General features: G+C 63.6%; 27 protein-coding genes. 12 read left to right on the forward strand and 15 right to left on the reverse strand.

Annotated elements, in window-relative coordinates:
- Positions 1–2 precede the first annotated feature (2 nt).
- Positions 3–1,277 (forward strand): lipid IV(A) 3-deoxy-D-manno-octulosonic acid transferase, encoded by a 1,275-nt coding sequence (gene waaA / locus BLT98_RS11695; protein WP_092607869.1) that lies wholly within the window; start codon positions 3–5, stop codon positions 1,275–1,277.
- A 123-nt stretch (positions 1,278–1,400) separates the two neighbouring features.
- On the opposite strand, the gene BLT98_RS11700 is transcribed toward waaA, so the two are convergent.
- From BLT98_RS11700 to miaB, 11 genes are all read right to left on the reverse strand, one after another.
- Positions 1,401–2,324 carry a M48 family metallopeptidase gene (locus BLT98_RS11700; protein ID WP_092607872.1) on the reverse strand — a complete coding sequence of 308 codons (924 nt, stop codon included), beginning with the start codon at positions 2,322–2,324 and terminating at the stop codon, positions 1,401–1,403.
- Between the two features lie 44 nt (positions 2,325–2,368).
- On the reverse strand, positions 2,369–3,109 hold the full coding sequence (locus BLT98_RS11705) for a lysophospholipid acyltransferase family protein (RefSeq protein WP_034780186.1): 741 nt from the start codon (positions 3,107–3,109) through the stop codon (positions 2,369–2,371).
- Positions 3,110–3,125: 16 nt separating this feature from the next.
- The gene (gene gmhB / locus BLT98_RS11710) at positions 3,126–3,713 is read right to left on the reverse strand and encodes a D-glycero-beta-D-manno-heptose 1,7-bisphosphate 7-phosphatase (RefSeq protein ID WP_052139990.1); all 588 of its coding nucleotides are present in this window, start codon (positions 3,711–3,713) and stop codon (positions 3,126–3,128) included.
- Positions 3,713–5,815, reverse strand: a complete 2,103-nt coding sequence (gene glyS, locus BLT98_RS11715) for a glycine--tRNA ligase subunit beta (RefSeq protein WP_092607875.1) — start codon at positions 5,813–5,815, stop codon at positions 3,713–3,715. Before glyS ends, gmhB begins: the two co-directional genes overlap by 1 nt.
- Positions 5,816–5,854: 39 nt before the next feature.
- The gene (gene glyQ / locus BLT98_RS11720; RefSeq protein ID WP_034780177.1) at positions 5,855–6,772 is read right to left on the reverse strand and encodes a glycine--tRNA ligase subunit alpha; all 918 of its coding nucleotides are present in this window, start codon (positions 6,770–6,772) and stop codon (positions 5,855–5,857) included.
- Positions 6,773–6,919: 147 nt separating this feature from the next.
- Positions 6,920–8,437, reverse strand: a complete 1,518-nt coding sequence (gene lnt, locus BLT98_RS11725) for an apolipoprotein N-acyltransferase (RefSeq protein WP_092607878.1) — start codon at positions 8,435–8,437, stop codon at positions 6,920–6,922.
- 79 nt (positions 8,438–8,516) lie between these two features.
- Positions 8,517–9,395, reverse strand: a complete 879-nt coding sequence (locus BLT98_RS11730; RefSeq protein ID WP_034746750.1) for an HlyC/CorC family transporter — start codon at positions 9,393–9,395, stop codon at positions 8,517–8,519.
- 117 nt (positions 9,396–9,512) lie between these two features.
- The gene (locus BLT98_RS11735; RefSeq protein ID WP_034780174.1) at positions 9,513–9,932 is read right to left on the reverse strand and encodes a DUF4259 domain-containing protein; all 420 of its coding nucleotides are present in this window, start codon (positions 9,930–9,932) and stop codon (positions 9,513–9,515) included.
- A 4-nt stretch (positions 9,933–9,936) separates the two neighbouring features.
- Positions 9,937–10,401 (reverse strand): rRNA maturation RNase YbeY, encoded by a 465-nt coding sequence (ybeY, locus tag BLT98_RS11740; RefSeq protein ID WP_034780171.1) that lies wholly within the window; start codon positions 10,399–10,401, stop codon positions 9,937–9,939.
- Positions 10,385–11,449: a PhoH family protein gene (locus BLT98_RS11745; RefSeq protein ID WP_034780157.1), complete on the reverse strand. Its 1,065-nt coding sequence runs from the start codon at positions 11,447–11,449 to the stop codon at positions 10,385–10,387. Before BLT98_RS11745 ends, ybeY begins: the two co-directional genes overlap by 17 nt.
- On the reverse strand, positions 11,446–12,813 hold the full coding sequence (gene miaB / locus BLT98_RS11750; protein WP_092607882.1) for a tRNA (N6-isopentenyl adenosine(37)-C2)-methylthiotransferase MiaB: 1,368 nt from the start codon (positions 12,811–12,813) through the stop codon (positions 11,446–11,448). Before miaB ends, BLT98_RS11745 begins: the two co-directional genes overlap by 4 nt.
- 649 nt (positions 12,814–13,462) lie before the next feature.
- On the opposite strand from miaB, the gene BLT98_RS11755 reads away from it, so the two are divergent.
- Positions 13,463–13,789: a hypothetical protein gene (locus tag BLT98_RS11755; RefSeq protein ID WP_034746769.1), complete on the forward strand. Its 327-nt coding sequence runs from the start codon at positions 13,463–13,465 to the stop codon at positions 13,787–13,789.
- 162 nt (positions 13,790–13,951) lie between these two features.
- Here BLT98_RS11755 and BLT98_RS11760 read toward each other — a convergent pair whose 3' ends face one another.
- Complete coding sequence (locus BLT98_RS11760; RefSeq protein ID WP_092607885.1) at positions 13,952–14,797, reverse strand: HDOD domain-containing protein; 846 nt, start codon at positions 14,795–14,797, stop codon at positions 13,952–13,954.
- A complete protein-coding gene (locus BLT98_RS11765; protein WP_306508788.1) occupies positions 14,794–15,123 on the reverse strand; it encodes a hypothetical protein in 330 nt (109 codons plus the stop codon). Before BLT98_RS11765 ends, BLT98_RS11760 begins: the two co-directional genes overlap by 4 nt.
- Positions 15,124–15,337: 214 nt before the next feature.
- On the opposite strand from BLT98_RS11765, the gene BLT98_RS11770 reads away from it, so the two are divergent.
- From BLT98_RS11770 to BLT98_RS11785, 4 genes are read left to right on the forward strand one after another with little or no spacing between them, the layout of a single operon-like run.
- Entirely contained in the window at positions 15,338–16,915 is a 1,578-nt protein-coding gene (locus BLT98_RS11770; RefSeq protein ID WP_070257436.1) for a sensor histidine kinase, read from the forward strand.
- Between the two features lie 15 nt (positions 16,916–16,930).
- Positions 16,931–17,512, forward strand: coding sequence for a DUF1697 domain-containing protein (locus BLT98_RS11775; RefSeq protein ID WP_092607888.1), 582 nt, complete (start codon positions 16,931–16,933; stop codon positions 17,510–17,512).
- Positions 17,512–17,913: a DUF3224 domain-containing protein gene (locus BLT98_RS11780; protein WP_070257437.1), complete on the forward strand. Its 402-nt coding sequence runs from the start codon at positions 17,512–17,514 to the stop codon at positions 17,911–17,913. Before BLT98_RS11775 ends, BLT98_RS11780 begins: the two co-directional genes overlap by 1 nt.
- Entirely contained in the window at positions 17,910–18,089 is a 180-nt protein-coding gene (locus BLT98_RS11785; RefSeq protein WP_034746783.1) for a hypothetical protein, read from the forward strand. Before BLT98_RS11780 ends, BLT98_RS11785 begins: the two co-directional genes overlap by 4 nt.
- A 71-nt stretch (positions 18,090–18,160) precedes the next feature.
- Here BLT98_RS11785 and BLT98_RS11790 read toward each other — a convergent pair whose 3' ends face one another.
- A complete protein-coding gene (locus BLT98_RS11790; protein ID WP_139179232.1) occupies positions 18,161–18,565 on the reverse strand; it encodes a PEP-CTERM sorting domain-containing protein in 405 nt (134 codons plus the stop codon).
- Positions 18,566–18,898: 333 nt separating this feature from the next.
- On the opposite strand from BLT98_RS11790, the gene BLT98_RS11795 reads away from it, so the two are divergent.
- Genes BLT98_RS11795 through BLT98_RS11810 form a run of 4 tightly spaced genes read left to right on the forward strand, consistent with a single transcriptional unit; the run spans position 18,899 to position 21,026 of the window.
- Positions 18,899–19,252, forward strand: coding sequence for an ArsR/SmtB family transcription factor (locus tag BLT98_RS11795; protein ID WP_092607893.1), 354 nt, complete (start codon positions 18,899–18,901; stop codon positions 19,250–19,252).
- 8 nt (positions 19,253–19,260) lie between these two features.
- The gene (locus BLT98_RS11800) at positions 19,261–19,686 is read left to right on the forward strand and encodes a YeeE/YedE family protein (protein WP_034780106.1); all 426 of its coding nucleotides are present in this window, start codon (positions 19,261–19,263) and stop codon (positions 19,684–19,686) included.
- A gap of 8 nt (positions 19,687–19,694) precedes the next feature.
- Complete coding sequence (locus BLT98_RS11805) at positions 19,695–20,126, forward strand: YeeE/YedE family protein (RefSeq protein ID WP_092607895.1); 432 nt, start codon at positions 19,695–19,697, stop codon at positions 20,124–20,126.
- A gap of 42 nt (positions 20,127–20,168) precedes the next feature.
- Positions 20,169–21,026 carry a ChaN family lipoprotein gene (locus BLT98_RS11810; RefSeq protein WP_092607898.1) on the forward strand — a complete coding sequence of 286 codons (858 nt, stop codon included), beginning with the start codon at positions 20,169–20,171 and terminating at the stop codon, positions 21,024–21,026.
- 14 nt (positions 21,027–21,040) lie between these two features.
- On the opposite strand, the gene BLT98_RS11815 is transcribed toward BLT98_RS11810, so the two are convergent.
- A complete protein-coding gene (locus tag BLT98_RS11815) occupies positions 21,041–21,868 on the reverse strand; it encodes an IclR family transcriptional regulator domain-containing protein (protein WP_092607901.1) in 828 nt (275 codons plus the stop codon).
- A 166-nt stretch (positions 21,869–22,034) separates the two neighbouring features.
- Here BLT98_RS11815 and BLT98_RS11820 point away from each other — a divergent pair, with 166 nt between their 5' ends.
- A complete protein-coding gene (locus BLT98_RS11820; protein ID WP_070281525.1) occupies positions 22,035–22,733 on the forward strand; it encodes a 3-oxoacid CoA-transferase subunit A in 699 nt (232 codons plus the stop codon).
- 10 nt (positions 22,734–22,743) lie between these two features.
- A complete protein-coding gene (locus tag BLT98_RS11825) occupies positions 22,744–23,385 on the forward strand; it encodes a 3-oxoacid CoA-transferase subunit B (RefSeq protein WP_092607904.1) in 642 nt (213 codons plus the stop codon).
- Positions 23,386–23,442 lie beyond the last annotated feature (57 nt).

The following is a 23,442-nucleotide window of genomic DNA, read 5'->3' on the forward strand; positions in this document are numbered from 1 at the left end:
TCATGCGACTTCTATATACCCTTGCCTGGTGGCTGGCCTTGCCACTGGTGCTGGCGCGGCTGTGGCTGCGCGGACGCCAGGAACCCGGCTACCGCCAGCACTGGGGCGAGCGCCTGGGCTTTTACGGGCGCCAGCCAGCCCCTGCCATGGACACCATCTGGCTGCACGCCGTTTCCGTCGGCGAGACGCGCGCGGCCGAGCCGCTGATCGATGCGCTGCTGGCCGCATGGCCCGCTTGCCGCATCGTCCTCACGCACATGACGCCGACGGGGCGCGCCACGGGCAAGTCCCTGTTCGCCAAACACGGCACGCGTCTCGTGCAAAGCTATCTGCCGTACGACACGGGCGCCATGCCGGCCCGCTTCATCCGCCATTTCGCGCCGCGCATCTGCATCCTGATGGAGACGGAAGTGTGGCCGAATCTGATCCACCAGTGCAATCGCTACAAAGTGCCGGTGGTGCTGGCCAATGCGCGATTGTCGCAGCGCTCGCTGGGCAAGGCGCAGCGCCTGGGTAAGCTCATCACCGATGCGACGCGCGGCATCACCCTGGTCGCGGCGCAGACGCAGGACGACGCCGATCGCGTGCGCCAGCTGGGCGTGCGGGACGTGGTCGTCACGGGCAGCATCAAGTTCGACGTCGTCGTGCCCGAGGCGGCGCTGGCGACGGGGACGGCGCTGCGCGCAGCGATCGGCGCACGTCCCGTGCTGCTGTGCGCCAGCACGCGCGAAGGGGAAGAGCCGCTGATCCTCGAAGCGCTGGCGCGCGCCAGCCTGCCACCTGACGTGCTGCTGCTGGTCGTGCCGCGCCATCCGCAGCGCTTCGACGAAGTGGAAAAACTGATCGCGGCGCAGGGCCTGGCCGTGCAGCGCAGGTCCGGCCTGGCGCATGGCGATGCCGTTGCGGCGGCCACGCAGGTGCTGCTGGGCGACTCGATGGGCGAGATGTTTGCGTATTATGCGGCCTGCGATTGCGCTTTCGTCGGCGGCAGCCTGCTGCCGCTGGGCGGGCAAAACCTGATCGAGCCGGCAGCCCTGGGCAAGCCCGTGCTGATCGGTCCCCACACCTTCAATTTTGCGCTGGTGACCGAGCAGGCGATTGCCGCCGGCGGCGCCGCGCTGGTGGCAGACGCCGATGCGCTGATGGCGCAGGCGTCGGCCCTGCTGCAGGATCCCGCGCGCCTGGCGGCTATGGGAGAAAAAGCGCTGGCGTTTGCCAGCCAGCACCGGGGCGCCACGCCACGCACGATAGCGGCTATCAAGCCCCTGTTGCCGTGATGGATGCACGGCCAACAATGTTGTCGGATTACGGCCTGCGGCCTAATCCGACCTACTGCCGTGATCGAGGTAGGTCGGATTAGCGCTTGCGCGTAATCCGACAGGCGACGCCAACAATGTTGTTTACGCGAACAGGACTGGCAGCTCTTGCGAGCGCTTCCTCAGCGCCTGCTTGGCGCCGTCGTAATCGGGATAGATCGATTCCACGGTGGCCCAGAAGCGGGGGCTGTGGTTCATTTCCAGCAGGTGCGACAGTTCGTGCGCCACCACGTAGTCGATCAGCGGCAGGGCGAAGTGGATCAAACGCCAGTTCAGGCGGATCTTGCGCTCGATGGTGCAGCTGCCCCAGCGCGTGCCGGCCGACGATAGCGACAATGAGTCGTAGCGCACGCCCAGCTTGTCCGCATACAGGTCCAGCCGCGCCTCGAACAGCTGGCGCGCTTCATGCTGGAACCAGCCCTTCACTTTTTCCTTCAATTGCTGCTCGCTGCCCGTGGGCGTGACCCATACGTGCAGCTCATTCGTCTCGCGCTGGAAGCTGGCGCGGTGGCGCGGCGCCTGGTGCAGTCGCAGGGTGATGTCGCCGCCGAGGTAGGGCAGCACGGCGCCATCGATCCAGGCCACGGGCGGGCGCTGCTGGCGCTGCACCTTGCGCTCGCCCCGCTCCAGCAGCTTCGAGACGATCCAGCCTTGCTTGGCGCGGATGGCGTTGTCGATTTCGGCCAGGGTGACGCGCTTGGGCGCCGTGACGCGCAAGCCGTTATCGTCGATCATGAAGCCGATGGAACGGCGCGTGGAGCGGCGCAGGGCGAATTCGACGAGGTGGCTGCCCAGTTGCAGCTGGCGCAGCGGCGGGCCATCGGCGGTGCGTGGCGGAGAAGGCAGGGGAGGCGGGGCAGGACGAATGATGGGGGGCGCGGGCGCCACTACCGGTGGCGCCACGGGCGGCGCTGGCGGTGCCGTGGGGCGCACCGCCGGGGGCGTGCTGGTCGAGACGTCATGCGCGAACAAATCCAGTTGCTGGTCGCCGACCTTGATGGTCTTCATCTGCTGGCGCAGTGTCGGCTCCTGGATGACCGCGCTGATGCCGTCTAGCCAGCGTTGTAGGCGTGAGGCGAAATGACGCGCATTTCTGATTCTATCCAATTTTCCACCTGTTGCATCATGCTGTCCGGGGTTTGCCCTTCCGGCGAAATCGGTTTGCCTATCGAGACGGTGATCAGTCCCGGGCGTTTGAGGAATGACTGCTTGGGCCAGCACTCGCCTGAGTTGTGTGCAATCGGCACCACCACGGCGCCCGTGGCGATGGCCAGACGCGTGCCGCCGCTCTTGTACTTGCCCGTCTGGCCCACGGGAATGCGCGTGCCTTCAGGGAACATGATAATCCATTGGCCATCGGCCAGGCGGCGCTTGCCATGCGCGACCACGCTCTTGAACGCATGCTTGCCCTGCTTGCGGTCGATGGGGATCATGCGCAGCAGCGCCATGGCCCAGCCGAAGAACGGGATGTACAAAATCTCCTTCTTGAACACATACACGAGCGGGCGTGGCAGGCTGGGAAGTAAAAAGATGGTTTCCCATGCCGACTGGTGCTTCGACAGCACGATGGCCGGCGCGTCGGGGAAGTTCTCGGCGCCCTTGACTTCATAGCGGATGCCGCAAATGACCTTGGCACACCACAGGATAAACACGTTCCAGCGCGAGGTGACCCAATAGCGCTTGTTGTAGCTCAATGGCGCGGCAAAAAAGCACACGCAGGCCCAGACGATGGTGGCCACGATCATGATGATCATGAACAGCAGGGATCGCAGGAACAGGGAAATATTACGCAATGCGGTTCTCCGAAGATTAGATACTCAATGCCACGCTGGGTGCCGCTGCGGCGGGCGCCTTGAGCAGGTGGCTGACGACGGCGGCCAGGTCGGGGAAGACCTGGGTGCCAGGCGGCAGGCCACCCGTTTCGTTGGTCTTTTCGCCCTTGCCCGTCAATACCAGGTAGGGCACGCAGCCGCTGATGAAGCCGGCCTGCAGGTCGCGCAGCGAATCGCCGACGGTGGGCACGCCTTTCAGGCTGGTGTTGTAGCGCTGTGAGATTTCATGGAACATGCCGGGCTTGGGCTTGCGGCAGTCGCAATTGTCCGCGCCCGCGTGCGGGCAAAAGAAGATGGCGTCGATATCGGCGCCTACCTGCTGCGCCAGGGTGTGCATCTTCTGGTGGATCGCGTTCAGCACCGTCATGTCGAAATATTCGCGCGCGATGCCCGACTGGTTCGAGGCGATGACGACGCGATAGCCAGCCTGGTTCAGGCGGGCGATCGCTTCGAGCGAGCCGGGGATCGGCAGCCATTCGGCCGGCGATTTGATGAAGTCCGGCGAGTCATGATTAATGACGCCGTCGCGGTCGAGAATAATCAGTTTCAGAGCCGGAGTACCCATTATGCCGCCAGCTTGGAAATGTCGGCCACGCGGTTCATCATGCCGTGCAAGGACGACAGCAAGGCCAGGCGGTTGTTGCGCAGGGCGACATCCTCGGCCATCACCATCACGTCATTGAAGAAGCCATCGACATCGTCGCGCAGCTGCGCCAGGGTTTGCAGGGTGCTGGTGAAATCGCCCTTGGCAAAGGCCGCGTCGACTTCCGGCTGCACGCGCGAAACGGCGGCGGCCAGTTTTTTCTCCGCTTCGTCCTGCAGCAGCGCCACGTTCACGCCACCGGCGGCGACCTGGCTGACGGCTTCCTCGTTCTTTTTCAGGATGTTCGTGATGCGCTTGTTGGCGGCGGCCAGCGAGGCGCTTTCCGGCAGGGCGGCAAACGCCTGCACGGCTTCCAGGCGCTGCACGATGTCGTCCAGGCGGTCCGGGTTTTGCGCCACGACGGCTTCGATTTCATTCGGCGAGAAACCGCGCTCGCGCAGGATGCCGCGCAGGCGGTCCAGCATGAAGGTGGTGACATCCGCGACCGGATCCCTGAAGCCGGGCACCGTTGCGAACTGCGCGGCGGCATCGGCCAGCAAGCCCTGGATCGACAGTGGCAAGCGCTTTTCCAGCAGCATGCGCAGCACGCCCAAGGCGTGGCGGCGCAGCGCGAACGGATCCTTGTCGCCCGTCGGCGCCAGGCCGATGGCCCAGATGCCGACCAGGGTTTCGAGCTTGTCGGCCAGGGCCACGGCGGTGCCGGTGCCGGTGGTCGGCAGGCTGTCGCCGGCAAAGCGCGGCTGGTAGTGTTCGGAGGCGGCCAGCGCCACCTCTTCCGGTTCGCCGTCATGGCGCGCGTAATACGTGCCCATGATGCCTTGCAGTTCGGGGAATTCGCCCACCATGTCGGTCAGCAGATCGGCCTTGGCCAACAGGGCGCCGCGTTCGGCCAGGGCCACGTCATATTGCAGCTTGGCGGCGATGGCGCCGGCCAGCGACTTGACGCGCTCTGTGCGGGCCGCTTGCGTGCCCAGCTTGTTGTGGTAGACCACGTTGGCCAGCAGCGGCAGACGCGCTGCCAGGGTCTTCTTCTTGTCTTGCTCGAAGAAGAACTTGGCGTCGGACAGGCGCGGGCGCACGACGCGCTCGTTGCCGCCGATGATGTGCTCTGGCGTGTCCGTCTCGATGTTCGAGACGATCAGGAAGCGCGAGCGCAGCTTGCCTTCGCTGTCCGTCAGGGCGAAGTATTTCTGGTTCGTCTGCATGGTGAGGATCAGGCATTCCTGCGGCACTGCCAGGAACTCCTCCTCGAAGTGGCATTCATACACGACCGGCCATTCGACCAGGGCGGTGACTTCATCGAGCAGCGCTTCGGGCATCAGCACCTGGTCGGCGCCTGCCTTGTCCAGCAACTGGGCGCGGATGCGCTCCTTGCGTTCCTCGTTGCTGGCGATGACGCTGGCGTTGAGGATCAGCGAAGGCGCATAGTTTTCCGCGTGCGCGATGGTGATCGGTTCGCCGTCGGTGAGGAAGCGGTGGCCCAGGGTGGTGCGGCCGGCCGTCAAGCCCAGCAGAGTCAGGGGCAGGATATTGATGCCGTGCAGGGCGATCAGGCTGTGGGCCGGGCGCACGAATTGCACGGTGGTGCCGTCCGGGCGCTGGTAGCTCATCAGCTTTGGAATCGGCAGCTTGGCGCAAGATTCCGTCAATGCAGCCTGCGCGCCGGTGGCGAGCTGGCTGCCTGGCGCCGTGTAGGTGTAGAAGAAGCTTTCGGCCTTGCCGTCGACGGCGCGTTCCAGCTCGGCCACCGTCAGCTCGGGGAAGCCCAGTGCGGCCAGTTTCTTGGCCAGCGGCGGCGTGCCGTTGCCGTTCGCGTCCAGCGCCACGGAGACGGGCAGGACTTTTTCGCGGATCGATTTGTCGGGCGAGACTTCGCGCACGTTGGTGATGGAGACGGCCAGGCGGCGCGGCGAGGTGTAGCTGGTGGCGACGCTGTCGGCTTCCAGGAAGTCGCGCGCTTTCAGGCCGTTGACGATGCCGGCCGTGAAGGCGGCGCCCAGTTTGGCCAGCGCTTTCGGCGGCAGTTCTTCGGTCAGCAGTTCGATGAGCAGTGTTTGGTTCATGGTGTTCTTGTCTGGTACGGCGGTGTATGAGCTAGGCGATCAAGCGGCGGCGGGTTGGTCTGCGGCGGGCAGCATCGGGAAACCGAGGCGCTCGCGCGAGTCGTAATACGCTTGCGCCACCAGGCGCGACAGGGTGCGCACGCGGCCGATGTAGGCGGCGCGTTCCGTCACCGAGATGGCGCCGCGCGCGTCGAGCATATTGAAGCTGTGCGAAGCCTTCATGATCTTTTCGTAGGCGGGCAGGGTCAGTTGCAGCTCGATCAAACGCTTCGCTTCCGCTTCGTAGTTGCCGAACTGTTCGAACAGCAGGTCCGTATTCGCGTGCTCGAAGTTGTAGGTCGATTGCTCCACTTCGTTCTGGTGGAAGACGTCGCCATAGGTCAGCTTCTTCGTGACTCCGTTTTCTTCCCACTCGGTCCACACCAGGTCATACACGTTTTCCACGCCTTGCAGATACATGGCCAGGCGTTCGATGCCGTAGGTGATCTCGCCCAGCACGGGCTTGCAATCGAGGCCGCCCACTTGCTGGAAGTAGGTGAACTGGGTCACTTCCATGCCGTTCAGCCAGACTTCCCAGCCCAGGCCCCAGGCGCCCAGGGTCGGGCTTTCCCAGTCGTCTTCGACGAAGCGCACGTCATTCTGCTTCAAGTCCAGGCCCAGCGCGGCCAGCGAACCCAGATACAGGTCGAGGATGTTTTCCGGCGCAGGTTTGAGCACCACCTGGTACTGGTAGTAGTGCTGCATGCGGTTCGGATTTTCGCCATAGCGGCCATCTTTCGGGCGGCGCGACGGCTGCACATACGCGGCGCGCCAGGGTTCCGGGCCGATCGCGCGCAGGAAGGTGCCGGTGTGGAAGGTGCCGGCGCCGACTTCCATGTCGTAAGGCTGGAGCAGGGCGCAACCTTGCTTGTCCCAATAGGTTTGCAAGGTCAGGATAATTTGTTGAAATGTGAGCATCGTATGAGTTCGCCGCGCGGGAGACTGCGCGCTGTTAAGGTTTGCTTGAAGCCCGGACGCTGCCAGTCAAGCGCGTCCGGGCCGGGGTTTTGCTAATTTTAGCGGTTTTTACGGGCCCACTGTGACTCTTCGGGCAATATCGGCCGCTTATTGCTGCCCGGCGCGGCCACGGCGGGCGGCGCGCGACAGCAGGAAGGCCGCCAGCAGGGCCAGCGCGGCCAGGGCCAGCACCAGTTTGTTGCCGTACAGAATGTATGGCGTCATGCCGCCCATGCCTTGCACCTTGGCCGCCAGCGTGGCTTGCTGTTCCGGCGGCAGCAGGCTTTGCACCACGCCCTTGCCGTCGATGACGGCGGTGGCGCCCGTGTTCGTCGAGCGCAGCATCGGGCGGCCCGTTTCCAGGCTGCGCATCTGCGAAATCTGCAAATGCTGCGGGATGGCGATCGAGTCGCCGAACCAGGCCAGGTTCGAGATATTCAGCAGCACGGACGCCGACTGCTTGCCATGGCGGTGGGCGCTGGCCAGCTGGCCGGCGATTTCCTCGCCAAACAAGTCTTCGTAGCAGATATTCGGCAGCACCAGCTGGTCGCGCACCTGCAGCGGCGCCTGCACTTCCGCGCCGCGGCCCATGTCGCCCAGCGGGATGGCCATCATGGCGACAAACCAGTGCAGGCCGGGCGGCACGAATTCGCCGAACGGCACCAGATGGTGCTTGCGGTACTGGTAATACGGTCCCGGCGCGCCGTTGGGCGTGATCCCCAGGGCCGCATTGTAGAAGCGCTGCTGTTCGTCGAGCACGGGCATGCCGACCAGGATCGTGCTGCCCGTCTGCTGCGAATAAGCCGCCAGGCTGTCCAGATAGCCGGGCGGCAGCTGGTGCGGCAGCACGGTGACGGCCGTTTCCGGCGTGGCTATCAGGTCGGCCGGCACGCTGGTGATGGCGCTCTGGTACATTTGCAGGGCGCCCAGCACGAAGCCGGGGTCGAATTTCTGCTGCTGCGGCACGTTGCCCTGCAACAGGCGCACCGTGATCGGGCGTCCGACCGGGTGCGTCCACGCCACGTACTGCAAGCCGATGCCTGCCGCGTACAGCGCGATGACGCCGCCCAGCGCAAACCAGCGCGTGCGGTGCGTCAGCAAAAGCAGGGCGCCGGCCGACAGCGCCGCCAGCCAGCCCAGGCCATACGCGCCGACGATGGGGGCAAAGCCGGCCAGCGGGCTGGCATTGTGGGCGTAACCGGTGGCCAGCCATGGGAAACCCGTAAACAGCCAGCCGCGCGTCCATTCGAACAGCGTCCAGGTGGCGGGCAGCACCAGCAAGGTCATGGCGGGCAGGGACAGCACCCAGCGCTGGCGCAGCCAGGCGGCCGCGCCCATGGCCAGGGCCACGTAAATGGCCATCAGGAGGGCCAGCAGGGCCACGGCGATGACCGCGATCGGCGCGGCCATGTCGCCATAGCGGTGCATGGAGATATACAGCCAGTGCGTGCCGGCCGCGCACCAGCCAAAACCGTAGGCCCAGCCGATCAGCGCGCCGGCCTTGACGTTCGCCGCGCGCAGCACCTGGTAGAACAGCACGCCCAGGCTGAGGATTTGCAGGGGCCAGTAGCCGAAAGGGGCGAACGCCAGCACCGCGACGGCGCCGGCAACGGCGGCAGTCAGCATGCGCGCCCCTATGCTGCGGGGCGGTTTGGCGGGGGCGTTGGGGTCAGCGCGTCTGAAACGCATTTACAGCACGCGCATGTCAGAGTTCCAGTTCCGGCACGTTGGGCAGGCGCTCGACCAGCAGCACGTGCACCTGGCGCGCATCGGCGCGCAGCACCTCGAAGCGCAAATTGCCCAGGTCGAAAATATCGCCCTTGTGCGCCATGCGGCCCAGGTACTTCGACACGAGGCCGCCGATGGTGTCGACGTCGTCGTCGACCAGATGGCTGCCCACTTCTTCGTTGAACTGTTCGATCTCGGTCAGCGCCTTGACGCGCCAGCGGGGGCCGAACTGGCCTTCCTTGAGCGACAGGATGTTGTCCTCGGCTTCGTCGAAGTCGTATTCATCCTCGATATCGCCGACGATCTGTTCCAGCACGTCTTCGATGGTGATCAGGCCGGCGACGCCGCTGTATTCATCGACGACGATGGCCATGTGATTGTGGTTGGCGCGGAAATCGCGCAGCAGCACATTCAGGCGTTTCGATTCGGGGATGAAGATGGCGGGGCGCAGCATGTCGCGGACGTCGAAAGTTTCTTCTGCGTAATAACGCAGCAAGTCTTTCGCCAGCAGGATGCCGATGACCTTGTCGCGCTCGCCTTCGATCGCGGGGAAGCGCGAGTGGGCGGTGGACAGGACTTCCGGCATCCATTCCTCGATCGGCTTGCTGATGTCGATGACATCCATTTGCGAACGGGGAATCATGATGTCGCGCGCGCAGAGATCCGATACCTGAAACACGCCTTCGATCATCGACAGGGCGTCGGCGTCGATCAGCTTACGTTCATGCGCATCGTGTAGAACTTCGAGCAATTCTGCACGGTTCTCTGGCTCGGGGGAAATGAGTGCGGTCAGGCGTTCAAACAGTGACCGGTGGGGCTTGACGTCAGTTCTGACGCCACTAGGGTGCTCGGGCATAGGAGGCGTGAGCCGTTGTTGCGAAGGGATATAGGATACACCAAAAGTGGGGGAATACCGGATTTCCCCGCTTTTGATGCAAATTTAATATGTTGAAGTGCGCCGTTGCGCGACGTTTCAGGCGTCCGCGCCCAGCACGCGCGCGCGCAGGGCCGCCACGTCGGCCTGCCAGTCGGCGAAATGCTCGCTGTCCTGCCACAGCTGGCGCAGTTCCGACGCTTCCCCGCCGATCTTGTCGAAGGCCAGGCGTGCTTTTTCCAGCAGCGGCGGCGTGACCTTCTTCTTGCAGGCGGCCACCCATTCGTCCACTTCCGCGGTGGCCGGGTCGTCCTCGCCCGGCTTGCCCAGCAGGCGCGCGATCACTTCCAGCGCGGCCAGCGCTTCGGCGGCGAACGGCGCCTCCAGTTGCGCTTCCTGGCTGTCGATGACGTTGTCGAGCGTCGTCTCGACCAGTTCCAGGGTTTTATATTCGTGCAAGTCCTGCGCCCAATCCATGGCGTAGTCGTTGCCGAAGGCATCCAGTGCCCAGGTTCCCATGCTCTTACTCCTTGTACGGGTCGGTAATGCCGAGTTTCGCGAGGATGTCCGTTTCCAGGCCCTCCATCTCGGTGGCTTCCTCGTCATCCATGTGGTCGTAACCCTGCGCATGCAGCACGCCGTGCACGATCAAATGGGCCGTGTGCTCTTCCACGCTCTTCTTCTGCTCCGCCGCTTCCTTCTCCAGCACGTCCGTGCACAGGATGATGTCGGCGCGCGTCGGCTCGTCGTCATTCAGCTCTTCGCCTTCGTTGTAGGCGAACGTCAGCACGTTGGTGGCGTAATCCTTTTCGCGGTAGTCGCGGTTCAGGGTACGGCCTTCTTCCGCGTCGACGAAGCGGATCGTGAATTCGGCGGGGGCGAACAGGGCCGCCTTGACCCAGCGGCGCACTTTCGGGCGCGTGATCAGGGTTTCCAGGCGGGCATCCGGGTATTGCACGGACAGGGACAGTTTATTTTTTTCGGACATTTTTGGCGGCAGCTGGTTTCAACAAGGGGAGTAACTGGGCGGCGTCGGCGCCGGCCGCCTGCGCCGTTTCATAGGCGTCGACGATGCGCGCGACGAGCGGGTGGCGTACCACGTCGGTGCTGTTAAATTGCGTGAAGCCGATGCCGCGCACGTCTTTCAGCACATGCACGGCGTCGATCAGGCCGCTCGTCTGGCTCTTGTGCAGGTCGACTTGCGTGACGTCGCCCGTCACCACGGCCTTGCTGCCGAAGCCGATGCGCGTCAAAAACATCTTCATCTGTTCGACGGTGGTGTTTTGCGCCTCATCGAGGATGACAAACGCGTGGTTCAGGGTGCGCCCGCGCATGTAGGCCAGCGGGGCGATCTCGATCACCTGTTTTTCAAACAGCTTTTGCGTGCGGTCAAAGCCCAGCAAATCATACAGCGCATCGTACAGGGGACGCAGATACGGATCGACCTTTTGCGCCAGGTCGCCCGGCAAAAAGCCCAGGCGCTCGCCCGCTTCGACGGCCGGGCGCGTCAAAATGATGCGCTTGACGGCGTCGCGTTCGAGCGCGTCGACGGCGCAGGCGACGGCCAGATAGGTTTTACCGGTGCCGGCCGGGCCCACGCCGAAGCTGATGTCGTGTTCGAGGATGTCGCGCAGGTAGGCGATCTGGTGCGGCGTGCGCCCGCGCAGGTCGGAGCGCCGCGTTTTCAGCACGGGGCTGGCGATATCCGGCTCGACGAAGGTGCTGGCGGGCGCGTTGGCGTGGTGTTCCGAGGCGGCGGACAGTCCCGCGCGCTGTTCCACCAGGGCCAGCTGCACTTCTTCCAGCGGCACGACCTTGTTGGCGATGGCGTAGAACTGCTCGAGGATTTCCACGGCGCGTTCGGCATTGCTGCCGCCGACGATGAATTTCTCGCCGCGGCGGAAGATCGTCACGTCGAGGGCGGCGGAAATCTGGCGCAGGTTTTCATCGAGCGGTCCGCACAGGTGCGCCAGGCGCGTGTTGTCCAGCGGCTCGGGGATGAAGTAATGCGGCTGTATCGGGGCTTTGGTTTTCAACTGGCTCTTTTCAATGCGGGTGCGCTGGCGACGAGTTCGCCGCGCAGGGTGTAGGAATGGCTTTCGGTGATGCGCACGTCGACCAGCTGGCCGGTCAATTGCAAGCCGTCGGGACCGGCGTCGAAATTGACCACGCGGTTGTTTTCCGTGCGGCCTTGCAGTTCGCTATCGTCTGTATCCTTTTTGGAGCGGCCTTCGACGAGGATGGTTTGCACCGTGCCCACCATGGCCAGGCTGTATTTGCGCGTGTTGGCGTCGATGGCCGCCTGCAGCTGCTGCAGCCGGGCCAGCTTGACTTCGTGCGGCGTATCGTCTTCCAGGCTGGCGGCCGGCGTGCCGGGGCGCTTGCTGAAGATGAAGCTGTAGCTGTTGTCGAAGCCGACATCGGCGATCAGCTTCATCATGGCGTCGAAGTCGGCCTGCGTCTCGCCGGGGAAGCCCACGATGAAGTCGGACGAAATGGCCATGTTCGGGCGCACGGCGCGGATGCGGCGGATGATGGACTTGTATTCGAGGCCCGTGTAGCCGCGCTTCATGGCGCCGAGGACTTTGTCGGAACCGTGCTGCGCCGGCAGATACAAATGGTCGACCAGCTGCGGGATCTTCGCATAGGCGTCGATCAGGCGCTGCGTGAATTCCTTCGGGTGGCTGGTGACGAAGCGCATGCGTTCGATGCCGGGGATGTCGGCCACGTATTCGAGCAGCAGGGCGAAGTCGGCGATCTCTCCGCCTTCCATCGCACCGCGGTAGGCGTTCACGTTTTGCCCCAGCAGGGTGATTTCCTTGACGCCCTGGGCGGCCAGGCCCGCCACTTCCGTCAGCACGTCCTCGAAGCGGCGCGACACTTCCTCGCCGCGCGTGTAGGGCACGACGCAATAGCTGCAATATTTGCTGCAGCCTTCCATGATGGAGACGAACGCCGAAGCGCCCTCGACCTTGGCCGGCGGCATGTGGTCGAACTTTTCGATTTCCGGGAAACTGATGTCCACTTGCGAGGCGCCGCTGGAGCGGCGCAACTCGATCATCTGCGGCAGGCGGTGCAGGGTTTGCGGGCCGAAGACCATGTCGACATACGGCGCGCGCTTGACGATGGCGTCGCCTTCCTGCGACGCCACGCAGCCGCCCACGCCGATCAAGAGGTGCGGCTTGGCCAGCTTCAGGTCGCGCAGACGGCCCAGGTCGGAAAACACTTTTTCCTGCGCCTTTTCGCGCACGGAGCAGGTATTGAGCAGGATCACATCGGCGTCTTCCGGCGTGTCCGTGCGCACCAGGCCATCGGAGGCGCCCAGCACGTCGGCCATCTTGTCCGAGTCGTACTCGTTCATCTGGCAGCCGAAGGTTTTAATGAATACTTTTTTCTGCATGGAGTTGGGCGCTTATCGGTAAATGTGGCGGCAAACAAGATGGCTGGGCGGGATGCTGCAGCGCAGGGGGCCGCTCAGGGCGGGCGCGGTGGATGACCGGCCTGGCGCCTCTGGCTGCCCGGCGGCAGGCTCGCTGCAAGTTCAGGCGATAGTTTAGCGTAAAACGCCGGGGCGGGCCATGTTGTGCTTACCTTGCCGACAAGGTTGCCGCCTGCATATGCCGCCATGTGTCGTGGTGCTCAAAAGCATTTATTGCCGTGCGACACCATTGATTTGTAACAAGTTGCTGCAAAGCCTTGTGTGCGCCCGCAGGCATCCTAATGTGTTGAAATAGCATCGTTGCCAAGCCAACCAGCAGCTTGATTGATATTTAACAATCAGGAAGTTTGCGCGAGGCGCAGATGCTGCGTGTTTGGGCTAGTATATTGCCTTATATGCAATTCATTTTGGCGAGTCATACGTGCTTTGAGTGTCTTTATTCACGCGGCAAGTTGCGTACGTTGGCTGGGCGTGGCAGTGCGAGTCCTGTACAGGCAGTGCGATAAGGAGGGAGGGCTGAATCCGATGGAAGACGTTTATTTGAACACTCTAAGCCAGCCTTAAGTTCGTATCGGCATTATTTTCTACATTCACCAGACGAGGAAAAATCATGGCACATCATGCATTAGCATCGCAAGAGAGTTACAACCCGAACCACCTGCTGGACATTCTGCTGAGCAAGATGCAGCTGAAAAACGATGCAGCCCTGTCGCGTCTGCTTGAAGTGGCGCCACCGGTCATCAGCAAGATCCGCCACCACCGCTTGCCGGTCGGCGCCTCGCTGCTGATCCGCATGCACGAAGTGACGGGCATGAGCATTCGTGACCTGCGTGACTTGATGGGCGACCGCCGCACCAAGTATCGTCTGTCCGACGCCCAGGGCCGTCCAAAAGCGGAAGACCGCGGCGATGCGCAAGAATCGAATTACGCGCACTGATGTGGTGGTTGTACGCTGACTGTGCCGCTTGCGTAGCTGCTGGCGGCAACAGGCTGGCGTGGACCGGGCAGCATGGACGTACCGCAGTACCTATAACGGCTTTCGCCTCGCAGCGAGAGCCGTTTGCGTTTGCGGCTGTGCCTGCCGGGTTCGCTTAAGCAATCAGCTTAGCAAGGCCGAGGTGATTTCATCGTAGCGCAGCTCCGTTTCGCGGAACAGCTGCAGATACGTGTCTTCGCCCAGTCCCAGCGCATCCCAGGCCACCGGCGAGACGCGCGGCACCATGTCGTCGCCCGCCTGCGCCAGGTCGAGCGCGCAAACAAGCGCATTGGCCACGTGGATCAGCGATGCGAGGAAGCCTGCCCCCGGCGTTTCCGGCTGCAGGTAGTTGGCCAGCGCCAGGCGCATGGTATCGGAAAAATTCCAGTGTTCGGCCAGCGCCACGCCGGCCTGCACGTGGTCCACGCCCAGTACGGTTTGCTCCGCTTCGAGCAGGCTGCAATCGTGCGCCGCCTGGTGGGCGATGACTTGCGCGTAGTGCGCGGGGAAACTGCTGACCAGCACCAGGCGGCCGATGTTGTGCAGCAAGCCGGCCGTGAAGGCGTAATCCTGGTTGAAGCGGATCTGCCGCGCCAGCACCTTGGCGCAGGCGGCTGTCGCCACCGAATGGCGCCAGAAGGCCTTGTCGTCGAAGCCGGGGCAGCGACCTTCCGGGAAGCAGCCCGTGATGGCGGCCGACGTGATCAGGCTGCGCGTGGTCTGGAAGCCCAGGTACGTGATCGCCTGCTGGATGGTGGTGGCCTTCACTTGCAAGCCGTATTGCGACGAGTTGGCCAGGCGCAGGGTTTTCGCCGTCAGTGCCTGGTCGTACGACACTTTTTTGGCCAGCACGGAAATATCGACGTCTTCCTGGTCGATGCTGTTGAGCAGTTCCATGACGACGGCGGGCAGCGAGGGCAAATCGTCGAGGTGGGCGACGATATCGTCGAGGGTCAGCTGGGCGCTCATGCGGCCTCTCCCGTGCCCAGGCGGTATGCCGTGACATAGCTGCGCAGCAAGGTGGTGGCCGCGTCCAGGGGATCCTCCGGGTCATGCTTGCGGAACAAGTAGGCCAGCCGTTCGCTGTCGGCCGCCTGTTGTGCGGCGATTTCTTCGGGCGACGGTGGCGGCGCCTGGATCGGCAGCATGTCGATGTTGTGGCGCGGCATCAGGGCCAGCATGTTTTCAGTCAATACCGCGCCTTGCGGCAACAGCACTTGTCCATGCGCATCGAGCAAGACATCCGACAAGACCATGCCAGGACGAACTTGTTCCAGGGGTAGATGTTGATGCATGACCGCCATGACGACTCCTTAGATGATTGCGGGATATTACCATTGCCATGACGCAATGTCTCAACCTGTATCAAGGCCTGGTGGAAAACGGCATTGCTGTAAATCTTGCCAATAAGCATGTCATACCGTACATTTGATTCAGGCTGTTGTCCGCTGACGTATCTGCGCCCGCGCCGCGGGCCGGCGACCGGCCTGGCCCGGGGAGTGTTGATTGATGGTGAGTATCCAAGTCCGGCTGACCCTGCTTTTTGTCGTGATCGTCACCCTGGTGCTGGGCATTTCGGGTACCTATACCCAATATACCTTGAGCAAGGAACTCGAATCGGGCAGCGCGCGCCTGCGCAGCGGCGTGCTCACGCGCTTGCAGACGAGTTTGCCTTCCGCCCTGTGGGACCTCGATAAATCCAAGGTCGACAGCATCGTCGCGGCCGAAATGCTGCCGCCGGAACTGGTCGGCATCCGCGTCTACGACGCCTCCGTCGGCCTGTTCGCGGGCGAAGTGCGCGACGCGGCGGGCACCCTGGTGCCGCTGACGGCCGACGTTGCCATGGGTGGCACGCCCGTCGAGGCGCCGCTGGTGTTCCGCGACGCCGTGGCCGCAGCCACGGGTGGAAAGCCCGTGATCGTCGGCAAGGTCATCGTCAATTTCAGCCGCGCCCAGATCGATGCGGCCCTGCGCGGCGAAGTGCGGCGCAAGGTGCTGGAAGTGTTGCTGCTTGACATCATTCTGGTGGGCGCCCTCGCGCTGAGCCTGCGCATCGTCTTCGGGCCCTTGAAACAGTTGCGCGACGGCTTGTTCGACCTGGCCACGCGCGGCAGTGACGATGTCGAAGAGCTGCCGGAAAACCGGCGTGACGAGCTGGGCGACGTGATCCGCGGCTTCAATGCCGTGCAGCGCAAGCTCAAGTCCATCATCGAGGGCAGCCGCGAGGCGGAAGATATGGCGCGCCGCTCGCAGCAGGCAACGGCGCAGGCCATGGACGAGCTGCGCCGCGCGCAGGAATCGTTGCTGCAGTCGGAACGCCTGGCCTCGCTGGGCAGCCTGGTGGCCGGCGTGGCGCATGAAATCAACACCCCGGTCGGCATCGCGCTGACCAGCGCCTCGGTGCTGAAGGAAGCCACCGATGCCATCAGCACGGCGGTGGCCGGCGGCAGCGTGAAGAAGACCGATATCGTGCGCTACCTGGAAACGGCCGGCGAAAGCGCGCGGCTGATCATGAACAATGCCTATCGCGCCGCACACCTGATCCACAGTTTCAAGCAGATCGCCGTCGACCAGGTCAGCGAGGCGCGCCGCTTGTTCGAATTGCGCGACTATATCGGTGAAGTGATTTCGAGCCTGCAGCCGACCCTGAAAAAGACGCGCATCCGCATCGATATCGATTGCCCGCCCGGCATCATGCTCGACAGCTATCCGGGCGCGCTGGCGCAGGTGCTGACCAACCTGGTCTTGAACTGCGTCGAGCACGCCTTTGATGCGGATACGGACGGCCATATCCATATTGGCGTGCTTGGCGATAACGACTGGATCGCCATGCAGGTGCGCGACGATGGCCGCGGCATCGCACCCGACATGCTCGACCGCGTGTTCGACCCGTTTGTCACCACGCGGCGCGGACAGGGCGGCACGGGCCTGGGCTTGAATATCGTATTCAACTTGATTGCCAAGCAGTTTGGCGGCACCATCACGGTCAGCAGCACGCTGGGGCAGGGCGCGACGTTCCTGCTGCGCCTGCCCAAGGTGACGCCATTGCCGGAAGGCGCCGCCAGCGGTCCTGCCGGCCAGGCATAGGCAAGGAGACAATACATGGCACAGATGGAAAACAGTCAGCAGGTGGCGCTGTTGCGCGGGATCAATGTGGGCCGCGCCAAGCGCGTGGCCATGGCCGACTTGCGCAAGCTGCTGGGCGACCTGGGGTTTGCGCAGGTGCGTACCGTGCTCAACAGCGGCAACGTCGTGTATGACGGGGGCAAGGTTGCGCCGGCCGAGGCCGCTGCCCGCATCGAGGAAGCGCTGGTGCTGAAACTGGGCGTGGCGGCCAGGGTGACGGTGCTGTCGGCCAGCCAGTTTGCCGAACTGATCGAACAAAACCCTCTGGCGCCGGCGGCCGATGCGGCCCGGCTGCTGGTGCTGGTGCTGAACAATCCGGCCGACGTCCAGCGTCTGGCGCCGCTCTTGCAGCAGCCGTGGCAGCCGGAAGCGCTGGCGCTGGGGCGATGGGCCGCGTATGCCTGGTGTCCCGATGGCGTGCTGGCCAGCAAGGTGGTGGCGGCCCTGGGCGTGCTGCTGGGCGATGGTGTCACCTCGCGTAACTGGGCCACCATACAAAAATTACATGCGCTGCTGAACGGGCCGGAAGCGGCAGTCACATCGACCAAGGAGCACTGATGCCTTTCATTACCGGAACCTTTGACGTCAGCATCACCCCGGAAACCTTGTCGGACACGGCCGCGCAATCGGGGCTGGGGCGCTTGTCGCTCGACAAGCGCTACCACGGCGCCCTCGACGCCAGCGCGCAGGGCGAGATGCTCAGCGCGCGCGCCAGCGTGGCCGGTTCGGCAGGCTATGTGGCGCTGGAGCGGGTGGAAGGCAGCCTGGACGGGCGCCATGGCAGTTTTTATTTGCAGCACAGCGGCACCATGACGCGCGGCGCGCCCGCCTTGTCGGTGACGGTGGTGCCCGATACGGGGACGCAGCAGTTGCAAGGGCTCACCGGCAGCCTGGCCATCCGCATTGAGGACGGCAAGCATTATTATGACTTTACGTATGACATTGTTGAGACGCAATGAACTGGGATATCGTCAAGGGGGTCTTGATCGTGCTCGTGGCCATCAGCGTGGTGGTGACGGCCTTCGTGCTCATTTCCGCCTCGGGCCCGGACAAGGCGGGCTGCATCGCGCGGGCCCTGAAGTCGGGCATTCCGGTGGGGAATATCGAACGGGTCTGCCGCCTGCTGGACAAATGATGACGCCATAAAAAAAACATTCCGCAACAGGCGGAATGTTTTTCAGCAGCGCCTTGCCAGTGCTGGCGCCGTCAGTTATCGAATTTTTCCTGTTTTTCGCCGTGCAGGCTCAAGGCCACCAGGCCCAATCCCACCAGCAGCATCGAGTACATGCTCGCTTCAGGCACGGGAGCCGGCACGTGGGCTTGCTGTGCGGGCGCGGCCGTCATGGGCCTGGGCGGCGCCAGGGTCACATGGTGCGCGCCACTGGTGCTCCAGTGCGGTGCCGCAGCCGCGCTGCTGGCAAGCAGGCGTGCATACGGCAAGTCCGGCGTTTCCCAGCCGGGATTATTATTCAAGCTGATGCTTTCATCGATCGCCACGCGTTCACCGGTTTCCTGCTGCTTGTCGGCCGTCGTGTCGCTGACTGCCGCCACGCTCCATGTGCTGGCCGACAGCGCCAGCAAGGCCACGCATAACGGCTGATAGATACTCATCGTGCTCTCCCTGTTGTTCACCGCGCGGCGCAGCCGAAACCGGCTTGCGCATGGACGGATAATTCGCCTGTACGGGGGCGTATCATGGTTTTTCTGCTGTTCTCCCATTACAGCACAGATCGTGACAATTTTGATACGTTTATTTCCTCTTTATTACGAATATTTGTCATTTTGATAGCGTAAACATGATCGTTGCCGCACACTTTGCATGAGCACGCTATCGCCAAAAAACACTGTTGTTTTTTTGTGCGAATCGCCAGCAGGAAAACAGTATATTGATTAGTATATTGTTTATCGCATGATGATCAATATGACCGCCTGTGGGAGGGCAAGATGGAGACAGTCGCAACACCGCAACACGCATACAACCTCGACGCCATGCGTGGCTCGGCCTACAAGGCCAGCTCGCTGCTCAAGGCCATGGGCAATGCCGACCGATTGATGCTGCTGTGCCAGCTATCGCAGGGCGAGCATTGCGTCAGCGACCTCGAACAAAAAGTGGGCATCGGCCAGCCGACCCTGTCGCAGCAGCTGGGCGTGCTGCGCGAAGAGATGCTGGTGGCCACGCGGCGCGATGGCAAGCAGATTTATTACCGCGTCGCCAGCCCGCCCGTGCTGGCCGTGCTGCAAGTGCTGTACGCGCAATTTTGCGCGCCGCGCCCCGCCTTCAACGACGAAGTGGACTGACCGCTGCCATGAGCATAGCCTGGCAGCACTTCACGCCGTGGGCCTCGCTGGCCGGCGGCATGCTGATCGGCCTGGCGGCTGCCCTGCTGATTCTGTTCAATGGACGCATCGCCGGCATCAGCGGCATCCTCGGCGGCTTGCTGCGGCCGCGCAGTGGCGACCTGGGTTGGCGCATCGCCTTTCTTGCCGGCCTGATCGGCACGCCCCTGCTGTACCAATTGTGGCAAGCCTTGCCGCCCGTGCAGATCGACGCGGGCACGCCCGCCCTGATCGTCGCGGGCTTGCTGGTGGGCGTGGGCGTGCGCTATGGCGCCGGCTGCACCAGCGGCCACGGCGTGTGCGGCCTGTCGCGCCTGTCTCCCCGTTCGCTGGCGGCCACCATCGCCTTCATGGCGGCCGGATTCCTCACCGTGTATCTGTTGCGCCATCTGTGAGCAAGCTTATGAGCAAGCTGATCCTTTCCCTGTTGAGCGGCCTCCTCTTTGGCCTGGGCCTGATCATCTCCGGCATGGGCAATCCGGCCAAGGTGCTCGCTTTCCTCGACCTGGCCGGGGCCTGGGATCCGTCGCTGGCGCTGGTGATGGGCGGCGCCATCGGCGTGGCCCTGCCAGCCTTCTGGCTGGCGCGCCGGCGCAGCACGGCACTGCTGGGTGAGCCCATGCAGTTGCCGGCATCGCGGCGCATCGACCGGCGCTTGCTGCTGGGCAGCCTGGCCTTTGGCGTGGGCTGGGGCATCGCCGGTTTTTGTCCCGGTCCCGCCCTCGTATCCCTGCTGGCGGGCCAGCCGAAAGCGTGGCTGTTTGTGGGCGCCATGCTGGCCGGCATGGTCCTGTTTGAAGTGCTGGAGCGCCGCAAGCTGCCCGCGCCGGTCTGAGACGGTACAATCTGGCGCATCGCCACTTTGGATACTGCTTACATGAAGACCGTGATTTTCCGCGCCGGCGCGCGAGCCGCCCTGCTGTCCAGCATGCTGGCGCTGGCCGCCTGCGGCAGCTTGCTGAAGAAGGAAGCGCCGCCCGCTCCCGTGCCCGTGGCCGACACCTTGCCCAATCCGCAAGTGTTGCTGCTGGGCGAAGTCCATGACAATGCGCAAGGCCAGCGCCTGCGCGTCGAAGAATTGCGTCGCCGCCTGGCAGCTGGCTGGCGTCCCGTGATTGTGATGGAGCAGTTCGACCGCGAAAACCAGGATTTGCTGACGCGCGCCGCGCGCGATTGCGCCGATCCCGACTGCATCATCCGCGTGATGGAACAGCCGCGCTGGGACTGGAGCTTGTACCGGCCCGTGCTGGACCTCGTCGTCAGCTACCAGCTGAGCCTGGTCGCCGGCAACCTGTCGCCGGCCGATGCGTCGCGTATCGTGCGCGACGGCATCCGGTGGTCCATGCCGCCCGCCATGGTGGCCACTTACCTGGCGGCACCCGTGCCGGCCGATATCCTGGACGGGCAACAGAAGGAAGTCCAGGCGGCCCGCTGCAATATGCTGCCCGACATGATGATCAACGGTGTCGTCAACGCCCAGGTGGCGCGCGATATCTGGATGGCCAAGCTGATCCGCGACCAGGCGCCGCGCGACGTGGTGCTGATCGCCGGCAATGCCCATGTGCGCAAGGATATCGGCGTGCCCCGCTGGCTGAAGCTGGCCGACCCGCAGCTGAACGTGCGCAGCATCGGCTACCTGGAGCAGGGCGGCAGCGGCTACAAGGGCACGTTTGACCTGACGCAAACGATGCCGGCGCAGCCGCGCGCGGACCCGTGCGCCAAATTCAAGAAATAAGGTTTAAGAAATAATCACTGCTGCACCCGCACCAGGGCGCTGACCCGGCTGGCCGTCTCGAGCAGTTTCGGCAAGCTGTGTTCCAGCAGGTGCGCCACGGACGGCCCCGCCGTCTGGCCGCTGACGTTGATTGCCGCCACCACCTTGCCAGCCCGGTCGAACACGGGCGCGGCCAGGGCGATCAAGCCCTGTTCCAGCTCTTCCTGCACCAGGCACCAGCCCTGGCGCCGCACTTGCGCAATCTCTTCCATCAAGACGTCGATATCGACCTTGGTCGCCGGCGTGATTTTCAGCAGTGCCATCTTCGACAGCCGTGCGTGCAGCACGTCGGGCACCAGGCCCGCCAGCAAAACCCGTCCCATCGAGGTGCAGTAGGCGGGCAGGCGGCTGCCGATGCCCAGGTTGATCGACATGGTGCGGTGCGCGGACAGGCGCACCACATACACGATGTCATCGCCGTCAAGTACGGTGGCCGAGCACGACTGGCGCAAGGTCTGCATCAATTCTTCCAGCAGCGGCTGCGCCTGCGTCCACACGGGCAAGGACGACAGATAGGCGTAACCGAGGTCCAGCACCTTGGGCGTCAAACGGAACAGCCGTCCATCCGCTTCCACATAACCGAGATGCAGCAAGGTGTGCAGGATGCGCCGCGCGCCCGCGCGCGTCAGCTGCGCCCGCTCCGCCACTTCGCTCAGGGTCTGTTGCGGCGCGTCCGCGCCAAAGCTGCGCAACACGGCCAGCCCCCGCGCGAACGATTGCACATAGCTGTCGCCGGGACGCGGTGCGCCGTCGGCGTCAAGGGTGTCTGCGGCGGAAAGGGGCGTGCTGCGGAGGTCGGTCATGGCAATTCCAATTGATCAAGGTGGCAATTATAGCCATGGCGCTGGCGAAAACGGCAAATTGACAAGCGCCCCGATCAGGCATATTCTCACGAATAAGTTCTAAATACGAATATTTGTTCGTTATACGAACAAATAACAGATGGCTTTGATTTGGAGGAGGCAGGCAATGATCGACAAACTGCGTTCCAGCGTGCTTGATGCGCTGGCCGATATCCACGATGGCGCCACCGTCATGATTGGCGGTTTTGGCGGCGCCGGCCAGCCGGCCGAGCTGATCGACGGCTTGATCGCCCAGGGCGCGCGCGACCTCGTCATCGTCAACAATAATGCGGGCAATGGCGATACGGGCCTGGCTGCCCTGCTGAAAAACGGGCAAGTGCGCAAGATCATCTGCTCCTTCCCGCGCCAGGCCGATTCCCACGTCTTCGATGCCCTGTACCGTGCGGGCAAGCTGGAACTGGAGCTGGTACCGCAGGGCAACCTGGCCGAGCGCATCCGCGCCGCCGGTGCCGGCATCGGCGGCTTTTTCACGCCCACGGGCTATGGCACGGACTTGGCCAAAGGCAAGGAAACGCGCGAGATCGATGGCCGCATGTATGTGTTCGAGTCACCGATCCACGCCGATTTCGCGCTGATCAAGGCGGAGCAGGGCGACCGCTGGGGCAACCTGACCTACCGCAAGACGGCGCGCAACTTCGGCCCGATCATGGCCATGGCCGCGAAAGTCAGCATTGCTTCCGTGCATGAAGTTGCCGAGTTGGGCAGCATCGATCCCGAGCACGTCATCACGCCGGGCCTGTTCGTGCAGCGCATCGTGCAAGTGCCGCGCACGGCCACCGGCCCCGCCGGCTTCAAAGCCGCCTGAGGAGTATCAAGTGAATAAATGGAATCGAGATCAAATGGCGGCCCGCGTGGCGGCCGACATCCATGAAGGCAGTGTCGTCAACTTGGGCATCGGCTTGCCGACCCTGGTGGCGAACCACTTGCCGGCTGGCGCAGACATCATCCTGCACAGCGAAAACGGCGTCATCGGCATGGGCCCCGCGCCCGCGCCCGGCGAGGAAGACTACGACCTGATCAACGCGGGCAAGCAGCCCGTCACCCTGCTGGCGGGCGGCAGCTATTTCCACCATGCCGACAGCTTTGCCATGATGCGCGGCGGCCACCTGGACATCTGCGTGCTCGGTGCGTTTCAAGTGTCCGCCACGGGCGACCTGGCCAACTGGCACACGGGCGCGCCGGACGCCATTCCCGCCGTGGGCGGGGCCATGGACCTGGCCATTGGCGCGAAAAAAACCTGGGTCATGATGGAATTGCTGACCAAGACGGGTGAAAGCAAGCTGGTGCAGGCATGCACGTATCCGCTGACGGGCATCGCCTGCGTCAGCCGCATCTACAGCGACCTGGCCGTGCTCGACCTGTCGCCCGCCGGCGCCACGGTCGTCGAACTGGTCGACGGCTTGAGTTTTGAGCAGCTGCAAGCCTTGACGGCCGTGCCGCTGACGGACGGACGTTAGTTCGCCATCAATACGTCACCATCAATACGTCACCATCAATACGCAAACTACTTTCTT

The organism is Janthinobacterium sp. YR213 (genome assembly GCF_900099875.1).
GTDB classification, from domain to species: Bacteria; Pseudomonadota; Gammaproteobacteria; order Burkholderiales; family Burkholderiaceae_D; genus Janthinobacterium; species Janthinobacterium lividum.